The organism is Chryseobacterium sp. IHB B 17019, from assembly GCF_001456155.1.
Lineage (GTDB): Bacteria > Bacteroidota > Bacteroidia > Flavobacteriales > Weeksellaceae > Chryseobacterium.
Window position 1 is genome coordinate 1,556,158 of record NZ_CP013293.1, and the last position, 19,630, is coordinate 1,575,787.

The following is a 19,630-nucleotide window of genomic DNA, read 5'->3' on the forward strand; positions in this document are numbered from 1 at the left end:
TATTTAGATAAAATTATGCTTTAATAAATTCTAAAATGTCTTTATTAATTGTTTCTGCTTCCGTCGTTGGCATTCCGTGAGGGAAACCTGGATACGTGATCAACGTACCGTTTTTCAACAATTTAATAGATTTTAATGCAGCATTTTGATAAGGCACAATTTGGTCATCTTCACCATGTAAAACCAAAACCGGAATATCAACAGCCTTCAGGTCTTCTCTGAAATCAGTTTCAGAAAACGCCTTAATGCCATCATAATGAGCAACAATACCACCCATCATTCCCTGTCTCCACCAGTTTCTCTGGATTCCTTCTTTTACATTGGCACCTTCTCTGTTGTAGCCGTAGAAAGGAATCGTCAAATCAATATAAAACTGCTGTCTGTTGTTTAAAGTTTGATCTCTGATGTTGTCGAAAACTTCCATTGGAACACCGTCCGGATTGCTTTCGCTTGCCACCATAATTGGCGGAACCGCACTGATTAATACTGCTTTTTTTGCTCTGCCGTTGGCATATTTATTCACATAGCGGATCACTTCACCACCACCTGTAGAATGCCCGATGTGAACTACGTCTTTCAGGTCCAGAAATTCTACCAGCTCGGCAGCATCTGCGGCGTAAGTTTCAATATTGTGACCGTAAATATTCTGGCTGGAACGCCCGTGTCCTCTTCTGTCGTGAGTAATTACTCTGTAACCTTTCTGTAAGAAAAAGATAACCTGTGCATCCCAGTCATCTGATGATAAAGGCCATCCGTGGTGGAACATCAATACTGGTCCTTCTCCTTGATCTTTGTAAAAAATTTCTGTTCCGTCTTTTAGTTTAAGTGTGCTCATAGCTTGTGGTGTTTAATTGTTTAATAATTTATTTTTGATTCAAATAAGTTTTGTTCCTTATTTCTAAAGCAAATGTATGATTAAACTTTTCATTGAATCTTAACCTAAGTTAAAATTTTATTCAATTTTAATAGTATATTATATAAATAAAAAAACCTCAAATTGCTTTGAGGTTTATATCGTAAATCAGATCTCAATGATCTGGCTGTAGATTATTTAGCTGGTTTTTTAGGACTCATCATCATAATCATTCTCTTTCCTTCAAGTTTAGGAAGCTGATCTACTTTTCCGACATGCTCAAGTTCCTGAGCCAATTTTAAAAGCAAGATTTCTCCCTGATCTTTAAAGATAATCGAACGTCCTTTAAAAAATACGTAGGTCTTCAATTTTGAACCTTCTTCAAGGAATTTTTCAGCATGCTTTTTCTTGAATTCATAGTCGTGCTCGTCTGTCTGAGGTCCGAAACGGATCTCTTTCACCACTACTTTCACTTGTTTAGCTTTTAGTTCCTTCTGTTTTTTCTTTTGCTCGTATAAGAACTTTTTATAGTCCAATATCCTAGCAATAAAAGGTTCAGCCTTGTCGGAAATTACTACCAGATCCAAATCCTGCTCTTGAGCAAATTGTCTTGCTTTGTCAGTTGGATATACTCCCGGCTCTACGTTATCGCCCACCAAACGAAGTTCTCTCACACGAATTTTATCGTTGATCAAATGCGCGTCCTCTTGTACCGGACGTCTCTGTGGGCCCCTGTTGTTAAATCTTTGTGCTATTGTATTATAATTTTATTGGTTAGTATTAATTTTATTTTAAATTAATAGATTCAGAGATTCAGAAATTCGTTTTAATAATATCTTAATTTCTAAATATTTAATCTCTTAATTAATTTATATCGCTGCTTCTTTTTTAAAGTAAGAAACAAAATCCTCCATATTCATTACTCCCAGGTCTCCTTCACTACGTCTACGTACAGAAATTGTGCCATCCCTCTCTTCATTTTCCCCTACAACAAGCATGAATGGGATCTTATTTAATTCTGCATCACGGATTTTTTTACCCGTTTTCTCGTTCCTGTCATCAATTTGACCGCTAATATCGTGATTTTCTAAAAATTGTGAAACTTTTTTAGCATAATCTACATATTTTTCGCTGATCGGAAGAATAATAAACTGATCCGGACTCAGCCAAAGCGGGAAATCTCCTGCTGTATTTTCAAGCAAAATTGCAATGAAACGTTCCATAGACCCGAATGGTGCTCTGTGGATCATTACCGGTCTGTGCTTCTCATTATCATTTCCAATATAGTGAAGATCAAACCTTTCCGGTAAATTATAATCAACCTGAATTGTTCCAAGCTGCCATTTTCTACCCAAAGCATCCTTCACCATGAAATCCAGTTTCGGGCCGTAGAATGCCGCTTCACCATATTCAACAACAGTTTTCAAACCTTTGTTTGCTGCTGCCGTGATGATCGCTTTTTCTGCTTTTTCCCAATTCTCGTCTGAACCGATATATTTTTCTCTGTTTTCAGGATCTCTCAAAGAAACCTGAGTCATAAAATCTTCAAAACCTAAAGATTTGAAAACATACAATACAAGATCAATTACGTCTTCAAATTCTCCCAACAACTGATCCGGAGTACAGAAAAGGTGAGCATCATCCTGAGTAAATCCACGAACCCTTGTCAATCCATGAAGCTCGCCTGACTGCTCATATCTGTAGACAGTCCCGAATTCCGCGTATCTTTTCGGTAAATCCCTGTAGCTCCATTGTGAAGTCTTGTAAATTTCACAGTGGTGAGGACAGTTCATTGGTTTCAGCATGAATTCTTCTCCTTCATTTGGAGTTTTGATCGGCTGGAAGCTGTCTGCACCATATTTATCCCAGTGTCCTGAAGTTACATACAAATCTTTTGCACCAATATGCGGTGTCATTACGAATTCATAACCTCCTTTTTTCTGAGCTGCAGAAAGGAAATTTTCCAGTTTTCTTCTTAAAGCGGTACCTTTTGGCAACCATAATGGTAAACCAGCTCCAACTTTTTCTGAGAATGCGAAAATCCCTAATTCTTTACCTAATTTTCTGTGATCTCTTCTTTTTGCTTCTTCTAATCTTTCAAGATATTCAGTAAGTTCTTTCTGTTTTGGGAAAGAAATACCGTAAACTCTTGTTAATTGAGGATTTTTTTCATTTCCTCTCCAGTATGCTCCTGCTGCATTTAAAATCTTAACAGCTTTTACAATATTTGTATTCGGAATGTGACCTCCACGGCAAAGATCCGTAAAGTCGTCATGAGTTACAAAAGTGATTTCCCCGTCATTAAGGTTTGAAATTAATTCAACCTTATAAGGATTATCTGCGTAAACTTTTAATGCCTCTTCTTTAGAAACAGGGTATAATGAGAACGTTGAACCTTTTTTAGCATTTTCCAATACCTTCTTTTCAATCTTCTCGAAGTCTTTTTCAGATAAGCTTTCGTCCCCGAAATCTACGTCATAATAGAATCCGCTTTCGATGGCAGGGCCAATTGTCAACTTAGCATTAGGATAAAACTCAAGGATAGCCTGCGCCAAAAGGTGGGCCGAAGAATGCCAGAAAGCTTTCTTTCCAAGATCATCATTCCAGGTAAGCAATTGCACCGTAGAATCCGTGGTAATAGGCGTGGTCGTCTCTACTTGTTTGTCATTAACAACTGCGGAAATGGTATTTCTAGCCAATCCCTCACTAATAGATTTTGCCACATCTAGCGGAGTAACTCCTGCCTCGAATTCTCTGACACTTTGGTCTGGAAGTGTAATTTTTATCATTGTTTACTAAGAAATTTTAAGATGCAAAAATACGCAATTTTTATCTCTTTGAGAAATTGTTGCAGGATTATTCCCAAAAATTTAATGATAAATTTTCCTAATGTTTGGATTAATTATTTTTAAAGGGAAATTTATGGTTGTTTTTTAACTTTAAGCAAAAAAATACTAAGCTTTCACTTAGTATTATCTGTTTTTCCTGACTTATTGTTTTTTGAAGATTTTTGAACATCTTCTTTATCAATATCAGGTGGATTTGTTTTTTCTGATGCGGCGGGAATACCACGAAAATCCTCATTTTGTTTTTTCGTTTCTGCCGTATTTGCAGATTCTTTCTTTTTGTCGTCTCCTTTTGAATTCATAGCGCTGAAGTTTTAAGGTTAAAAATTCAGGATTCAAATCTGAGAGATTTTGGATTTCTAAAGTCCTAAAATTCCCAGCTTGCCTGTCTGGTCTTCAATCTTATAGTCCAAAGCCTTTGCCAAAACGAAAATATTATTAAGATTTTCCATTAATTGTTGACGTCCTTCTGTTCTCAATTGATTTTGGTTAACAGATTTCATAGCAGTTTCTTTCGCTTTTTGAGTTACATTTTTAATGTCTTTCTCAGAAATTCTGTTAATAAAAGAATCATCCATCGATTGAATTTCAACACTTGGGGTGATTCTGATATCAGCCTCCGGAAGTTCTTTAATAATTAGCTTTTTATTGATGGAATCCACTTCCAGCTTCATTTTATTTAAGTCATAAGAAACCTGCGCCGTGGTTTTCGTATAAGTGATTATACTGTTGCTGGAAACCTCTTTTCCAAAGACTTCATAGCCCATTTTGGTTTTCTGCATCGAAGAAGTATTCTGCTCCAACACCACCATTTTATTCATTTTTGAAATCTGGTTGGTGAGAATATAATAGTCTGATTTCTCCGTTTTTTCAGTAGGATTAAAACAAGATTTAAAACTGAAAAACAGGATGGTCATTAAGACAATTCCCGCCACAAACGGAACTAAAATTCTGATATTTCTCAAATCTTAATTCTTAAAAATTTCTTTAATTACAGAACTGTCGTCTTTCTTTAAAATATTAACCAGGTCTCTTTCAATATACCCTGTTGTAGGCATTTCTATAATCCTTCCTAATTCCTTACCGTATTTCTGTACAATAATTGTAGGGACTTTCTGAATATTATAAAGCCCTTCATCGCCATTTGGGGATTCTTTTTTACGGTTTAAAGCAATTATAGTTAATTTATTTTCTGGAAACTTCAATTCCTCCAAAATTTTCATTAACCTTGGGAAATCTCTGTGAGAATCTTCGCACCATGTTCCCATGAAAACGATGAGATCATAAGTATTAAATTTTCCTTTTTTTAATTCTCCGATTGCTTTCTGATCTATTGCATATTCGTCATGTTCTTTCACGTACCAATCTGCATATGGAGCTTTCAGGAACTGGTCTTTTAGCTGGTGCCCCAACAGCATTTTACCGTCGTTTGTAGTTTCAACTTCGCGGTTTACCACTACTTTCTGGGCGCTCAATTGTTGAGAAGCCAATGCCATGCAGGAAACAACTGCAATATTTGTAATAAATTTTTTCATGCTATTTTTCGATAATTGTCTTTAAATCAGCAGGTGAGTAGTATTTGTTTTTCAAGACTTTATGATCTGCCTTTCTGTAAACATTGTACTTTTCGCCTGATTTTTCATAAAATGAATCTACATCTTTTTCTTTGTAAAATTCAACGGTTTCCTGTGCCTGTTCTTCATTATCGCAAGCTTTCGACATATTGGAACGCTGAACTTCGTTGAATAGCTCTACAAATTTGCTGCCAAGTCCGAATTCCAGAACAGCGCCACTCAAAACATACTGCAAATCGCAAAGAGCATCTGCAATTTCTACGATATTATGATCAGCGATGGCTTGTTTTAACTCGTTTAATTCTTCCTGTAAAAGTTCAACTCTTAAGTTGCATCTTTCGGGAGAAGGAATCTGTGGAGTATCTAAAATAGGGGCTTTGAAAGTGGTGTGGAATTCTGCTACCTGGTTCAGACTGTCAATTTTATCCATGAATATTTTTTATTTAAGGCAAATATAAAATTTTTAGAAGTTAGAAGCTAGAAATTAGAGGTTAGTTTTTTAATTAAAATAATTCATAATTACGAATTACTCATTACCCATAAAAAAGACTGTCCGTTTCCGAACAGCCTTCGCTTAGTGTTTAAATCGAGTAAGTCATTAATTTTTAATGAATCTCTTTGTGATTTCACCGATTTGGATCATGTAAGCGCCTTTGATAAGGTTACTTACGTTCACAGAGCCTCGTTCAAGTTTTCCTGAATTGATTAGTTTTCCACCCATATCGAAGATTTTATAATCTTCCGACGTTGTATTTGAAACATTTAAAATATCTCTTACCGGATTTGGATATAATTTAATATCAGTTAATAAATCTTTTGTATCAACTGTTTCTCCTCTTCCCGATGAAACAATATTTAAAGTATAATCTTCAACCTGTCCGTAAGTATAAGAACCACAAGAAGATGTAGGAACCGAGCTGTATTTCATCATCACTCTCATTCTTGTTGTTCCAAGAGCTGCTGCTGCCGGAATTGTGATTGATCCCGTAGCCGGAGTTGTTGTAGAACCAGCTTTAGACCATGCTAATTCTCCACTGTCTGTGAAATCTCCGTCTTTGTTGTAATCAATATACACGGCATAAGCTTCGCTGTAAGTTGTTGAAGTCCAAACAGGTGTTACAGAAATTGTGTACGCAGATCCTCTTGTTACATTCGTGGAAACGGAAGTGAAATCTTCATAACCAGCTGTTCCTGTTGATGTATTGTTAATGGTTCCGAATTTCACATTTCCGATTCTTTCGTCCGCTGTATTCGTTGCAGAAGCTGAACAATACGTTACCGTGCTTCCTGCAAGCGTTGTTACACTCACCGAATTGCTTGAAGGTGAAACATTTCCTGCCGCATCCTTTGCTTTAACTGAGAAGCTATAAGTTGTTGATGGTGTTAAACTTGTCACAGTATACGTTGCAGAAGCAGTTGAACCAATTAATGATGCACCTTGATATACATCGTAGCCTGTAACGCCAACAGCATCCGTTGCTCCTGACCAAGAAAGATTTGTGCTTGTAGAAGTTGTGCCTGAAGCTGCCAATACAGGGGCTGTCGGAGCGACTGTATCTGTGCCTCCTGAACCTGCATTTACAGTGATATTTGCATTATTTACATCAAAGAAAATATGGTTTGAACCTTTTACCATAATTCTTCCTGTTGTGGTAGATGAATTTGGAATGGTTACCGCCTGGGAACCGTCGTTTGGAGTTCCAGCCAGTAGAGTAGTCCATGTATTTCCGCTGTTTGTTGACCAAAGAATGTCTACGTTGGCAGCATTTACGCCGTTTGCAGTAGTTCCGGCCACGTTCCATGTAACGGTTTGAGAGCTTCCACCTGCATAAGTTGTTGCTGAATTTTGTGAACTTACATTAAAAGGTCCCGCCGTTCCGTTTACTGTAATTACCGCGTCGTCAGAATTATTACCAGAACCTCCGGCTCTGTTGTCGCGAACGGTAAATCTGAAGTTATAGGATCTCGCCACATTAGAAAGAGCTTCGACAGTGATTTCTGAGCCTGCCGTTGTGGTTGCTCCTGTTAAAATAGAAGCCATTCTTGGGAAATATCTTGTTGGAGTAGTTTGTGGTGTCCATGATCTGAAAGTAGGACCTGTCGCCTTTGTAGCACTTGCTGCAGAGCTTGCTCCTGTCTGTGAGGATGAAGCATTGTTCATTTGTTCCCAGATATAAGTTAAAGAATCTCCGTTGGCATCTGTTCCGCTACCTGTTAACATAAATGGAGTTCCTTTCGGAATTGTGTAATCTAATCCTGCGTTGGCTGTTGGAATTGCATTTCCGGTGTTTGTGCTTACAGGACAGGTTTTAGCCTTGATATTATTAGTAATCTGCTGAATACTGATCGCATGGAAGAACGCATCTGAATGCGGCTGAATATCCTGAGCAGTAATTCCTGCATATCCCATGATTGTTGATCCTGAACCAGGTTCCATATTTACTCCTGTTCCTTCATTACTCATTGAGAAAGTGTGATTTCCTCCGAACTGATGCCCTAATTCGTGAGCCACATAATCGATGTCAAAATTATCTCCCGCAGGAATTCCGTCTGCCGGTGAAGTGTAGCCGCTTCCTTTTGATCCGTTTGTACAAACACATCCGATGCAGCCTGCATTTCCACCACCTCCCGTAGCTCCGAATAGGTGTCCGACATCATAATTTGCTTCTCCGATTACCGATGTTAAAGTAGATTGTAACTGTGAATTCCAGTTGTTCATCTGAGAAGAAGGAGAGTAAGGATCTGATGAAGCACTTGTGTAAATTACCGCATCATTATTAGCAATTAAAACCATTCTCGCTGCAAAATCTTTTTCAAAAACACCGTTTACGCGGGTCATTGTGTTGTTCATTGCGGCTAAAGCATTGGCTTTTGTTCCTCCGAAATAAGCGGTGTATTCCCCGGTAGAAGATAATGCCAACCTAAATGTTCTTAAAGTAGCATCATCTGCGTTTGGTCTTGCTGCAATATTGGTGTTGATAACTCCTTTTTGGGCAACATCAATTACAGTACATTCAAATTTGTTAAGATTATCTTTTTTATCTGATTTTTTATAAACCACATAAGTTGATAAGTCTTTTGTGTATGGCTCAATGAAAACTGCGGATTTGTCCCCATAAATCTCCATTGATGATAAGCCAAGTGGTGAAACACTAAAATAAACCGTGGAATTCGGGTCATCCAGACCTTCTCCAACGTAAGATTTGATGTCCGGATATTTTGCAGCCAATGCCGGATCAAAATTGGAATTTTCTTTTACTTTGAAATTTTCCATTCTACCTTCAGAATTAGGGAAAGAAATAATAACCTCTGATTTTTCTCCGGCTGCTAGTCTTTTTGGAGCTTTTGCCAAAACATTTTTTAGGCCATTAATATCCAGACTGTAAATCTTGGGATTGTTAATGTTTGTTTTGTTTTCAAAAATTTCAGAAATTGTTTTTTGTGAACCTTCAGACCAAAGACGATCGGTCTGCGCGAAAGAAATGCCCGATAGAAGAAGCATTCCAATCATGGATAATTGTTTTTTCATATAAATTCTCTTTTGATTGTGGAATATCAAAGCTAATAAAAATTTAATTATGAAAAACAAAATTTTTTAAGGAATTTTTAGATTATTCATTTAAAAAATTATGCAATACATTAAATATGACGAAAATTTTATTTTCTCATAAAAAGAAAATAGCACCCGCAAAGTACGAGTGCTATTCACTTATTAATGATATAATTCTAATTTCTAAAACTTATCGTCGGCAGTCGGTCCATACAATCCCGGAACTTTATTTCCGGTAGATCTTAAATAAACTACCAACTCACCTCTGTGATGATACAAATGATTGTATAAAAAAGAACGTACCACCTGAATTTTCGGCATAGGGGGGAAGATCGTATTTCCGTCCATTTCCATTTTCCATTCGTTCATCACCGTGCTTTCGTCCCAATTTTCTAAAACATTTTGAGCTTTTGCAACATTTTCTTCAAATTTTGCAACAATATTCTCTGCTTTGGAAATATCTCCTTTATCATACTGATAAGTTCCCATATCGAAAACATCCAGATTAAAAGTAGAATCGAACCAATTGTAAACCTCCGCAACGTGGGAAGCCAGTTGAGCCGTTGTCCAGTTGATGTCAGATGGCTTAAATTCCAAAGCACTATCAGGAATTGCCTTTAAAAGTTTTCTTGTGCTTTCTGCTTCATGCAAAAATTCACCTATGAGGGCTTGTTTGATCATTTGTATTAATTTAAATTTTTATTTTGTAATATCTCTGCCGATAACCAATCTCTGAATTTCAGAAGTACCTTCTCCGATCGTACAAAGCTTAGAATCTCTGTAGAATTTCTCAGCAGGGAAGTCTTTTGTATATCCGTAACCTCCAAAAATCTGAACGGCGTTGTTTGATATTCTCACACAAGCTTCGGAAGCATATAATTTTGCCATAGCTCCTTCTCTTGTCATTTTTTGTTTAGCGTTTTTCAAAGTTGCAGCTCTCTGGATCAACAATTCTGAAGCGTCAATTTCCGTTGCCATATCTGCCAGCATAAAGTTTACAGCCTGGAATTCTGAAATTGATTTTCCGAACTGATGTCTTTCTTTAGCATATTTTAAAGCAGCTTTGTAAGCTCCTCTTGCTGTTCCTAAACTTAATGCAGCGATAGAAATTCTACCACCGTCCAAAATTTTCATAGCCTGTTTGAAACCTTCTCCAACTTCTCCTAATCTGTGAGAATCCGGTACACGAACATTGTCAAAAATTAATTCAGCTGTTTCTGAAGCTCTCATTCCCAGCTTATTTTCTTTTTTACCAGAAGAAAAACCAGCCATTCCTTTTTCTAAAACGAAAGCTGTTGAGTTATTTTTTGCTCCTTTTTCACCTGTTCTTGTCATTACTACCGCAATATCACCTGAAATCGCGTGAGTGATGAAGTTTTTAGCACCGTTAATAATCCACCCATCACCATCTTTTACGGCTGTTGTAGACATACCTCCGGAATCAGAACCTGTATTGTGCTCTGTCAAACCCCAAGCTCCGATTACTTTACCGGAAGCTAACTGAGGAAGCCATTTATTTCTCTGTTCTTCGTTTCCGAATTCATAAATATGATTGGTACAAAGTGAGTTGTGTGCCGCCAAAGAAAGCCCGATAGAAGGATCTACCTGAGAGATTTCGTCCAAAATCGTAACGTATTCATGATAACCGAGACCAGAACCTCCATATTGCTCAGGAATAACGATTCCCATGAAGCCCATTTCGCCTAACTGATGAAACAAATCTTTTGGAAAAGTCTGACTTTCATCCCACTCCATAATATTAGGTCTAATATTCTTTTCAGCAAATTCTTTTGCCGTTTCCGCAATCATTTTAATGTTGTCAATAGTCTCTGTATTCATATAGATAAAATAGTTAGTTCCCAAAGATACTTAAATTGATGAAATACTAAAAAAAATTATTAACTGCATTGTATTTTATTCGCAAAGTTTTAATTTTCAATTTTTTATACTTTAAAAATTAATCATTTTTTAATAATTATTTCTTAATTTTCAGTAGATTTATTTACTATTTTAGCCAACCTATTTTTTTTAAGCATGAAAAAACTTTTACTTTCTTTCATTTTAATTTCATCATATTATTCTGGACAGGCTCCGGCAGGATATTACGACGGAACTACGGGTTTGACGGGCTACGCACTAAAATCAAAACTGCATGATATTATTTCGGTGAAGAATATCAACTGGAATTATAGTGATCTTACCAATTATTATAATCAGACGGATTTGGATAAATATTATGATCATGATGCAACAAATACGACACTTTTATTGGATATGTATTCTGAAATCCCGACAGCAGCAGATGCTTATGAATACACAACAGCCAACATTATAGGAAGTGCAAATGCTGAAGGTCTGGGCTGGAACCGGGAACACATGATGCCTCAAAGCACATTTTACAGCAATTATCCCATGTATTCCGATTTATTTTTTGTAGTTCCGACGGATGCCAGAATCAATCAGCTGAGAAGCAATTATCCTTACGGAATTGTAGGATCTACTATATATTATACATTTACAAACTCTTCGAGGATAGGGAATTCTGCAATTCCCGGCTCAACGTATACTGGCCGTGTCTATGAACCCATTAATGAGTTTAAAGGCGATGTAGCAAGAAGCTTATTGTATTTTGCGGTAAGATATGAAGGAAAATTAGGGACTTTTAATTTTAATAATAATGTAAATCCGGCTTCCGACACGAATCCACTGGATGGAACGGAAGAAAGGTCTTTTGACCCGGCTTACATCGCAATGCTTCTTCAATGGCATAATATGGATCCCGTTTCTCAGAAGGAAATTGACAGAAACAATGCAGTTTATAATTTACAGAAAAACAGAAATCCTTTTATTGATAATCCAACCTGGATAAATGCCATTTGGGGACAAACTCCGGATTCGGCTGCACCACAAAGCGCAACGAACTTAACGGTAACCCAAAACAGCGCCTATTTTGCCACATTAAGCTGGACTCCAAGCTCCAGTACGGACGTAATCGGATATAAAATCTATCAAAATGGAACTCTGGTTGCTTCTACGAAAGGAAATTCAATCAGCATTGATCATTTAACGCCTTCTACCACGTATAATTTTACGGTAAAAGCTTATGATAGCGGATATTTGCTTTCTTCTGACAGCAATACGGCTTCAATAACAACTTTAGCATCAGATATTTATGCAAAAGATATAATGGTTACAAAATATCTGGAAGGAAGTTCTAATAATAAGGCACTAGAAATCACCAATAAAACAGGTCATACCGTAAATTTAAGCGATTACAGATTATCAATTCAGTTTACAAGCGGAAGCAATTATTATTTCCCTGATCCGTACGAATTGGAAGGGGTTATTCAGAATAATGAAACGGCCGTAATTCTTAATCCTAATGCAAATTTTTCATGCCTTACCATCAATCAGGCGAAATTTGTAACGGCTGCTCCGCAAATGACTTTTACGGGAAGTAATTATTTGGAATTAAGATATAAAAATACAACTGTAGATGCAATTGGAGTTTCAAGTACCAGTAATTCTTCCGTTTTAGCAAATGTCTCTTTGTATAGAAAGGCTAATATTAATCAACCAACGACAACTTTTAATGTTAATGAATGGGATTCTTACCCGACAGATTATTGCCAGAATTTAGGAACACTTTCCGCTTCTGACGTGGTTTTAGCTAAAAATAATCAGCTTAAAATTTATCCAAATCCGGTGCATGACAATATTTTCGTAAATGGAAAGGTTGAAAATGTAAAAAATGCACAGATTTCAGATCTTTCAGGAAAATTAATTTACACCGAAAAAGATCCGTTTAAAAATAAAAATGGTATTTCTGTTCAGGAGTTGCCTGCCGGGATTTATTTATTAAAACTGGATGAAGAAGTCTTTAAGTTTATCAAAAAATAAATTAAACCAAAACGTAAACTTCTATTGAATTCATATAAGTGACTTTATTAATATAAGACATCCATAAATGCTATTTTATATATAAGTAAATATGCTTATATTTGCAAAATGATAGCGGTCATTACCGGAGATATTATAAATTCAGAACACTCGGAAACAAAGCTTTGGATTACCAAGCTGAAAAATCTTCTCGGAAACTGGGGGAGCAATCCTCAGACATGGGATATCTACAGAGGGGACGAGTTTCAGATGAAATGTAATATTGATGATGTGTTCTGGCATTTCTTAGCTATAAAATCACTCTTAAAAAGTCAGGAAAATCTAGATGTAAGAATTGCGATCGGTATTGGTGAAGAAAATTTTTCTTCAGAAAAAATTACCGAATCCAACGGAACTGCGTATGTAAACTCCGGACGGCTATTAAACGACCTGAAGAATGACGGACACACTGTTTCCATCAAAACTTCCAACGATTCCGTAGACAGAGACCTGAATATTTTACTGAAATGGTCATCAAAAGATTTTGACAACTGGACGGTGGCCACCGCAGAAATCATCCACGAAATGATCATGAATAAAGACATTACGCAGGAAGATCTTGCGAAAAAGTTTGCCATCTCACAGTCATCGGTAAGCCAGAGGCTGAAACGCGCAAACTACGAGCTGATCGTAGAAACCAATCAATATTTTAGAAAGAAAATTTCAGAATTATAAAACATGATTTTTATTAAACTCATATTGGCACATTTATTTGGAGACTTTATTCTCCAGCCAAATTCATGGGTTGCAGATAAGGAAAATCGTAAGCTCAAAAGCAAATATTTGTATTTTCATGTTCTGATTCACGCTGTTTTGAGTCTTATTTTTCTTTGGGATTTGAAGCTTTGGTGGGTTGCTGCGCTTGTTGGTATTTCACATTTTATTATTGATGCCTGCAAGTTGACTTTTCAGAATGCAAAGACTAAAAAGAACTGGTTTTTTATCGATCAGTTTCTTCATATTTTGGTAATTGCGGGAGTTTCGTTTTATTTTAATGAATTTACTATTGAATTTTTTAAAAATCAGGAATTCTTAAAAATAGTAATGGCAGCTTTGTTTCTGACAACACCGGCATCCATTTTCATCAAAATATTATTGTCTTCATGGACACCCGTTCCAGAGACAGCAGGCAATATACAAACCGAATCTTTATCAAGTGCCGGAAAATATATTGGGATTTTAGAACGTTTACTGGTATTCACTTTCATTGTGGTAGATCACTGGGAAGGCGTAGGTTTTATGGTGGCTGCAAAATCTGTATTCAGATTCAGCGATCTGGCGCAGGCCAAGCAGAGAAAACTGACGGAATATGTATTGATAGGTACACTTCTAAGCTTTGGAATGGCGGTTTTAACAGGAATTTTAATTAAATAATATAAATAAATCTAATAAAGCAATGGAAATCGTAGATTCACGGATTCCTTTTTAAAAAAAGTAAAATTATGAGTCAAAAGAAAGAAATGTTGTACGAGGGTAAGGCAAAACAAGTATTTGCTACCGATAATCCTGATCAAGTAGTAGTACGTTTCAAAGACGATGCTACAGCATTTAATGCTCAAAAAAGAGGATCTGTTGATTTAAAAGGTGAAATGAACAATGCCATCACCACTTTGATTTTTGAATATTTAAATGAAAAAGGGATTAAGACTCATTTCATTAAAAAATTGGACGAAAGAGAGCAATTGGTAAGAAAAGTATCCATCATTCCTTTAGAAATGGTTGTAAGAAATTATTCTGCAGGAAGCATGGCTCAAAGATTAGGAGTTGAAGAGGGAATCAAATCTCCGGTTACGATTTTCGATATCTGCTACAAAAAAGACGAGTTGGGAGATCCGCTTATCAACGATCACCACGCTGTTTTCTTAGGTGCTGCAACGTACGAAGAGCTTGACGAAATGTATGAGTTGACTTCTGATATCAACGAAATCCTGATCGATCTTTTCGACAAAATGAATATTATCTTAGTTGATTTCAAAATCGAATTAGGTAAAACTTCAGACGGCGAAATCATCCTTGCAGACGAAATTTCTCCGGACACTTGCAGACTTTGGGACAAAGATACGATGAAGAAGCTGGATAAAGACAGATTCAGAAGAGATCTTGGAGAAGTAACTGAAGCTTACGTTGAGATCTACAACAGATTGAAAAATTTACTTGGTAAGTAAATTTTAGAAGTTAGAAGTTAGATATTAGAAGTTAGTGAAATCGCACCGGATAGAAGATCTTAAAGTTTGGGACTAAATCAATGGCTTTAGTAAAAGAAGTTTATTTAGTTTCCGCAGAATTACCAACTGAAGAAAGGTTTGGTTTATTATCTCAAATCAGAAGATGTGCAGCTTCAATACCGTCTAATATTGCAGAAGGAGCAGGAAGAAATAACAAGAATGAATTTTATCAATTTCTTGGAATTGTGTTTGTTCAACATACGAATTACAAACTCAATTACAGTTATTAATAGATTTAAATTTTATTTCTGAAGTTAAAATTGTTCCTCTAAAAGAACTTTTAGCTGAGATACAGAAAATGATTTATTCATTAAAGACAAGTTTAAAATTATAATTGAAGTTAACTTAGACTAATTTCTAACATCTAATATCTAACTTCTAATTTAGAAAAAATAGAAATGAAAAGTTTAGACATTCATAAAAGTGAATATTTAAAACAATTTGAAACTCAGACCTACGGAAGAAATCTTTTCAGGACGCAGGAAGAAGAGAGGCTGGATGCTCCTAATGAGGAGTGCGGTATCTTCGGAATGTATTCTGATAATGATCTTGATACGTTTTCTCTTTCACAATTCGGGCTTTTTGCGCTTCAGCACAGGGGTCAGGAAGCTTGTGGTATTTCTGTTTTAAAAAACGGGAGAATCACCAATATGAAAGATGAAGGGTTGGTTTTAGATGTTTATAAAGAGATCCAGGATCCTGAAACTTTTATGGGAAATTCTGCAATCGGGCACACCCGCTATACGACTGCAGGAGACAAAAAGAAATATAATTTCCAGCCATTTTTCGCGAAAAACGAATATGACCAGATTATACTTTCCATAGCGCATAACGGTAATCTTACCAATGCAAAAGAATTAAAACAAGAATTGGAGGCTGAAGGCGTAGTTTTCAGGGCAACTTCCGATTCTGAGGTGATTTTAAGATTAATCCAGAAAAATCTTGACCTTGGTCTTCGAGGAGCCATCAAAGCAACGATGGAGAAAATTGAAGGCGCCTATTCTGTTGTAGGAATGACGAGAAATAAATTCTTTGCGTTCAGGGATTTCAACGGAATCAGACCTTTGGTTTTGGGGGCAATCAACGAAAATTCTTACGTGGTAGCTTCAGAATCTGTGGCTTTAGATGCTGTTGGAGCTCAATATGTACGTGATATTTTGCCGGGGGAAATCGTTTATACCAACGAAAATGAACCTGGAAAACTTCACTCTTACATGGCAGATGAAGAAAAAGGAAAGCAAAGAATCTGTTCTTTTGAATATATTTATTTTGCGAGACCGGATTCGACATTGGAAAATATCAATGTTTACGAAATCAGGGAGAAATCTGGAGAAAAAATCTGGCATCAGGCTCCTGTGGAAGCAGATATCGTGATTGGAGTTCCTGACTCGGGAGTTCCGGCAGCGATTGGTTTTTCAAAGGCTTCGGGAATTCCTTTCCGTCCGGTTTTGATTAAAAACAGATACATCGGAAGAAGCTTCATCGTACCGACTCAGGAAATGAGAGAAAGGGTAGTGAACCTTAAATTAAATCCTATTATTTCTGAAATTAAAGATAAAAGGGTAGTGATCATTGACGATTCTATCGTTCGTGGAACCACTTCCAAGAGACTGGTGAAGATTTTAAAAGATGCAGGTGTGAAAGAGATCCACTTCAGAAGTGTTTCACCACCGATTATTGCACCTTGTTACTTAGGAATTGATACACCGTCAAAAGATGATCTTATTTCTGCAAATATGACTACTGAAGAGCTTAGAAAATATCTTGGCGTTGATTCTTTAGAATTTTTAAGTGTAGAAAACCTTCAAGAAATTTTAGGTTCTTCCAACCACTGCTTCGGATGCTTTACAGAACAATATCCTGTAGGAAAAGGAGAAGAGGTGGAATTATTTAATTAAAAAATATTAATGTAAATAAAAAGCGAAAGGCCGGACTTAATTTACTAAGTCCGGCCTTTTCATTGAAATTAAATTGGTTATGTTAAAATTTGTAGTTTAATCCAATCTGGAAAACTCTGTTTGTATTAATATTTTTGTTTGCTTCAGCTACGCCGGAGTTGTTAGCAAGATGTGTTAAGCTATTTACATATCTAGCATTAATTCCCAGATTCGGTGTGAAATAATATCCAAGACCCAAACCAAAACCAAGATTAAGCTTTTTCATACGGTCTTTATTAATACTTTTGGATTCAGATACTGTTTCGGTAGTAGAACTTCCTGCAACTGTAGTAGTAACAGTAGTTTCACCTGTATTCTTACCATTCATAAAATAGCTGATTTCCGGTCCGGCTTCAATATAAAAATTATCGGCAGGCTTCATCTGAAGCATTACAGGTACCGAAATATAATTAAGGGAAGTTGTGAAATTGTCTTTAATTTTCACTGTTGTATCACCACTTACTGTTTCTGTGGAATTAACAATGCTTTTAGCTCCTAGCTGATTGTACATCACTTCCGGCTGGATAGCGAATTTTTCCGATAGAGGAATATTAACAAAAGCACCTGCATTAAATCCTGGTTTCAGGCTCTTCGTATTTAGTTCCTGCTCGCTGAATTGTGAAACATTCAATCCTCCTTTGATCCCGAATCTCACAGGCTCTTTTACTTTATTCATCGGAGCTGTTGTTGTTACAGTTTTCGTTTCCTGAGCAAATACTAATGAACCAGCGACTATTGCTAGTCCTAGAAATAACTTATTCATAATTTTGTTTTTTAATTTTTACTATTTAATTTTTTCTGATATTTCTATCAGACCCGGTGTATTTTGCAAAATGCTTGCCAAAACTTATTTTTCCCTGAATTGATGGGCAATTGCGAAGGCTTTGTTAATTAAAAAAAACAATTGATAATATTAAATATTGAAATTAAATCAACAATAAAAAGCCTCTTGGTTTAAAATTTACATCAAATAATCTTTTAACAAGAATGTGAAAAATATTTATCTATTTTAATTTTTAACAGAAAAAAAGCCGGGTAAAAAACAGGCCTCTGATTTGAAGATTCGTATATCTACTATAGAGCTATATTTGAATATATGTTATACCCAAACTGAAAAATGTTGTTTGTAATACTGTCTGGATTTAATAATATCATAATAAAAGCCGGATAAAAACCCGGCTTCCAATTTGAAAATTTACTATGAAAAATAGATAAATCTATTTGAATTTATATGCTAAACCTACTTGGAAAACATTGTTTTTAAGACTTCTATCATTTCTATTATCTTTAGCAACATCCGTAAGACCTGCAATATACCTTGCTGTAATTCCAAAATTTGGAGTTATATAATAACCAGCTCCAATACCTAAACCAAGATTAAATCCTTTAGCATCCTCAATATTACCTTTTATTGCGCTACCTGTATTTTCATTTTTAATGTCCATCTTTGAAGAAACCTTAAAACCGAACTCAGGACCTGCTTCAAAATATAGGTTAGGAAGAGCATTGTACTGCAACATTACAGGTACTGTAATATAATCAAGCTTTCGTGTTGCAGATAGTTTGATACCATCTTTTACGATATCAACCTTACCACCATACTGAGAATATAAAATCTCGGGCTGTACACTGAAATTTCCCGAAACCGGAACATTGGCAAAAAAACCTGCATTAAACCCAATTAATGGTTTTCGGCTGGTAATATAATTTTCTTTGGACATTGTTGCTACATTTAATCCTGCTTTTACACCGAAATTAACAGGAGAAGTAGAAGTTTTTTGTTGAGCGAATGCGAATGAACCAGCAATTACTGCTAATCCTAAAAATAATTTTTTCATAATTTGTTTTTTGTTTTTAATTAATTTGTCAATTGAAATAGCTGACTCGCTGTAGTTTTCAAATTATGTGCCTAAAAATCAATTTATGATTAATGTCATGATTAATTAAAGAGATACAGAATGTAAATATTTGCATTAAAAATAAAAGCCGGATAGAAACCCGGCTTCTAATTTGAAGATTTACTATGAATGTATATAAAGTTATTATTTGAATTTATAAGCTAAACCAACCTGGAATACATTGTTTTTCACAGCATCACCGGAATTATCCTTGTAAGTATCTGTAAGACCAGCTACATATCTTACTGTAACTCCTAAATTTGGAATGAAGTAATAACCAGCCCCGATTCCTAGACCAACATTAAATCCTTTAGTGTATTTTTTCACGTCTGCATCAGCAATAGAACTGTTATTGCTTTCGTTTTTTAATTTATTGTTAGCACCTACCAGGAATCCAAATTCAGGACCTGCTTCTAAATATAGGTTTGGCAACACATTGTACTGAAGCATTACAGGAACAGCGATATAATCTAAATTCTTTGAGAAAGCATATTTTCTTCCTAAAATCGTTTGATTATATTGACCTCCGTACTGGGAGTATAAAAGTTCCGGCTGTACGCTGAAAGAATGTCCTACAGGAATATTAACAAAACCACCCGCATTAAAACCTGCTTTTGATCCTTGCTCTTCCAAATTTCCGTTTTTAGAAAGTGAAGAAACATTTAATCCTGCTTTTACCCCAAAAGTAACAGGAGAAGTAGATGTTTTTTGTTGAGCGAATGCAAATGAACCAGCTACAACTGCTAATCCTAAAAATAATTTTTTCATAATTTGTTTATTATACTTATTTAATTTTTCAAGTTTGACG

The 19,630-nt window shown here is 35.9% G+C and carries 20 protein-coding genes; 7 read left to right on the forward strand and 13 right to left on the reverse strand.

Going from position 1 to position 19,630, the window contains the following annotated elements:
* Nucleotides 1-13: 13 nt before the first annotated feature.
* The 10 genes from ATE47_RS07065 to ATE47_RS07110 form a co-directional block, all read right to left on the reverse strand.
* Nucleotides 14-835: an alpha/beta fold hydrolase gene (locus ATE47_RS07065; protein WP_062161303.1), complete on the reverse strand. Its 822-nt coding sequence runs from the start codon at nucleotides 833-835 to the stop codon at nucleotides 14-16.
* 212 nt (nucleotides 836-1,047) lie between these two features.
* On the reverse strand, nucleotides 1,048-1,548 hold the full coding sequence (gene infC, locus ATE47_RS07070) for a translation initiation factor IF-3 (protein ID WP_181898016.1): 501 nt from the start codon (nucleotides 1,546-1,548) through the stop codon (nucleotides 1,048-1,050).
* Between the two features lie 174 nt (nucleotides 1,549-1,722).
* On the reverse strand, nucleotides 1,723-3,642 hold the full coding sequence (thrS, locus tag ATE47_RS07075; RefSeq protein WP_062161305.1) for a threonine--tRNA ligase: 1,920 nt from the start codon (nucleotides 3,640-3,642) through the stop codon (nucleotides 1,723-1,725).
* Nucleotides 3,643-3,815: 173 nt separating this feature from the next.
* Entirely contained in the window at nucleotides 3,816-4,001 is a 186-nt protein-coding gene (locus ATE47_RS07080; RefSeq protein WP_062161306.1) for a hypothetical protein, read from the reverse strand.
* A gap of 57 nt (nucleotides 4,002-4,058) precedes the next feature.
* Nucleotides 4,059-4,664 carry a DUF4230 domain-containing protein gene (locus ATE47_RS07085; RefSeq protein ID WP_062161307.1) on the reverse strand — a complete coding sequence of 202 codons (606 nt, stop codon included), beginning with the start codon at nucleotides 4,662-4,664 and terminating at the stop codon, nucleotides 4,059-4,061.
* A gap of 3 nt (nucleotides 4,665-4,667) precedes the next feature.
* The gene (locus tag ATE47_RS07090) at nucleotides 4,668-5,234 is read right to left on the reverse strand and encodes a TlpA family protein disulfide reductase (protein WP_062161308.1); all 567 of its coding nucleotides are present in this window, start codon (nucleotides 5,232-5,234) and stop codon (nucleotides 4,668-4,670) included.
* 1 nt (nucleotide 5,235) lies between these two features.
* A complete protein-coding gene (locus ATE47_RS07095) occupies nucleotides 5,236-5,703 on the reverse strand; it encodes a nucleoside triphosphate pyrophosphohydrolase family protein (protein WP_062161309.1) in 468 nt (155 codons plus the stop codon).
* Nucleotides 5,704-5,871: 168 nt separating this feature from the next.
* Nucleotides 5,872-8,802, reverse strand: coding sequence for a reprolysin-like metallopeptidase (locus ATE47_RS07100; protein WP_062161310.1), 2,931 nt, complete (start codon nucleotides 8,800-8,802; stop codon nucleotides 5,872-5,874).
* A gap of 204 nt (nucleotides 8,803-9,006) precedes the next feature.
* The gene (locus tag ATE47_RS07105; RefSeq protein ID WP_062161311.1) at nucleotides 9,007-9,504 is read right to left on the reverse strand and encodes a DinB family protein; all 498 of its coding nucleotides are present in this window, start codon (nucleotides 9,502-9,504) and stop codon (nucleotides 9,007-9,009) included.
* Between the two features lie 18 nt (nucleotides 9,505-9,522).
* The gene (locus ATE47_RS07110; protein WP_062161312.1) at nucleotides 9,523-10,662 is read right to left on the reverse strand and encodes an acyl-CoA dehydrogenase family protein; all 1,140 of its coding nucleotides are present in this window, start codon (nucleotides 10,660-10,662) and stop codon (nucleotides 9,523-9,525) included.
* 195 nt (nucleotides 10,663-10,857) lie between these two features.
* Here ATE47_RS07110 and ATE47_RS07115 point away from each other — a divergent pair, with 195 nt between their 5' ends.
* The 7 genes from ATE47_RS07115 (at nucleotide 10,858) to purF (ending at nucleotide 16,885) form a co-directional block, all read left to right on the forward strand.
* Nucleotides 10,858-12,723, forward strand: a complete 1,866-nt coding sequence (locus ATE47_RS07115) for an endonuclease (RefSeq protein ID WP_062161313.1) — start codon at nucleotides 10,858-10,860, stop codon at nucleotides 12,721-12,723.
* A gap of 108 nt (nucleotides 12,724-12,831) precedes the next feature.
* Nucleotides 12,832-13,437 carry a SatD family protein gene (locus ATE47_RS07120; RefSeq protein WP_062161314.1) on the forward strand — a complete coding sequence of 202 codons (606 nt, stop codon included), beginning with the start codon at nucleotides 12,832-12,834 and terminating at the stop codon, nucleotides 13,435-13,437.
* 3 nt (nucleotides 13,438-13,440) lie between these two features.
* Nucleotides 13,441-14,136, forward strand: a complete 696-nt coding sequence (locus ATE47_RS07125) for a DUF3307 domain-containing protein (RefSeq protein WP_062161315.1) — start codon at nucleotides 13,441-13,443, stop codon at nucleotides 14,134-14,136.
* A gap of 68 nt (nucleotides 14,137-14,204) precedes the next feature.
* Nucleotides 14,205-14,927 carry a phosphoribosylaminoimidazolesuccinocarboxamide synthase gene (purC, locus tag ATE47_RS07130; RefSeq protein WP_062161316.1) on the forward strand — a complete coding sequence of 241 codons (723 nt, stop codon included), beginning with the start codon at nucleotides 14,205-14,207 and terminating at the stop codon, nucleotides 14,925-14,927.
* A gap of 80 nt (nucleotides 14,928-15,007) precedes the next feature.
* Nucleotides 15,008-15,217: a four helix bundle protein gene (locus ATE47_RS19465; protein WP_335338445.1), complete on the forward strand. Its 210-nt coding sequence runs from the start codon at nucleotides 15,008-15,010 to the stop codon at nucleotides 15,215-15,217.
* A 14-nt stretch (nucleotides 15,218-15,231) separates the two neighbouring features.
* The gene (locus ATE47_RS19470) at nucleotides 15,232-15,321 is read left to right on the forward strand and encodes a hypothetical protein (protein WP_335338447.1); all 90 of its coding nucleotides are present in this window, start codon (nucleotides 15,232-15,234) and stop codon (nucleotides 15,319-15,321) included.
* A gap of 64 nt (nucleotides 15,322-15,385) precedes the next feature.
* Entirely contained in the window at nucleotides 15,386-16,885 is a 1,500-nt protein-coding gene (purF, locus tag ATE47_RS07140) for an amidophosphoribosyltransferase (RefSeq protein ID WP_062161317.1), read from the forward strand.
* Nucleotides 16,886-16,967: 82 nt separating this feature from the next.
* Here the strand turns inward: purF and ATE47_RS07145 are convergent, their stop codons facing one another.
* The 3 genes from ATE47_RS07145 to ATE47_RS07155 form a co-directional block, all read right to left on the reverse strand.
* Entirely contained in the window at nucleotides 16,968-17,687 is a 720-nt protein-coding gene (locus tag ATE47_RS07145) for a porin family protein (protein WP_062161318.1), read from the reverse strand.
* A 454-nt stretch (nucleotides 17,688-18,141) separates the two neighbouring features.
* Nucleotides 18,142-18,762 (reverse strand): porin family protein, encoded by a 621-nt coding sequence (locus ATE47_RS07150; protein WP_062161319.1) that lies wholly within the window; start codon nucleotides 18,760-18,762, stop codon nucleotides 18,142-18,144.
* Between the two features lie 204 nt (nucleotides 18,763-18,966).
* Nucleotides 18,967-19,590, reverse strand: coding sequence for a porin family protein (locus tag ATE47_RS07155; protein ID WP_062163478.1), 624 nt, complete (start codon nucleotides 19,588-19,590; stop codon nucleotides 18,967-18,969).
* Between the last annotated feature and the right edge of the window lie 40 nt (nucleotides 19,591-19,630).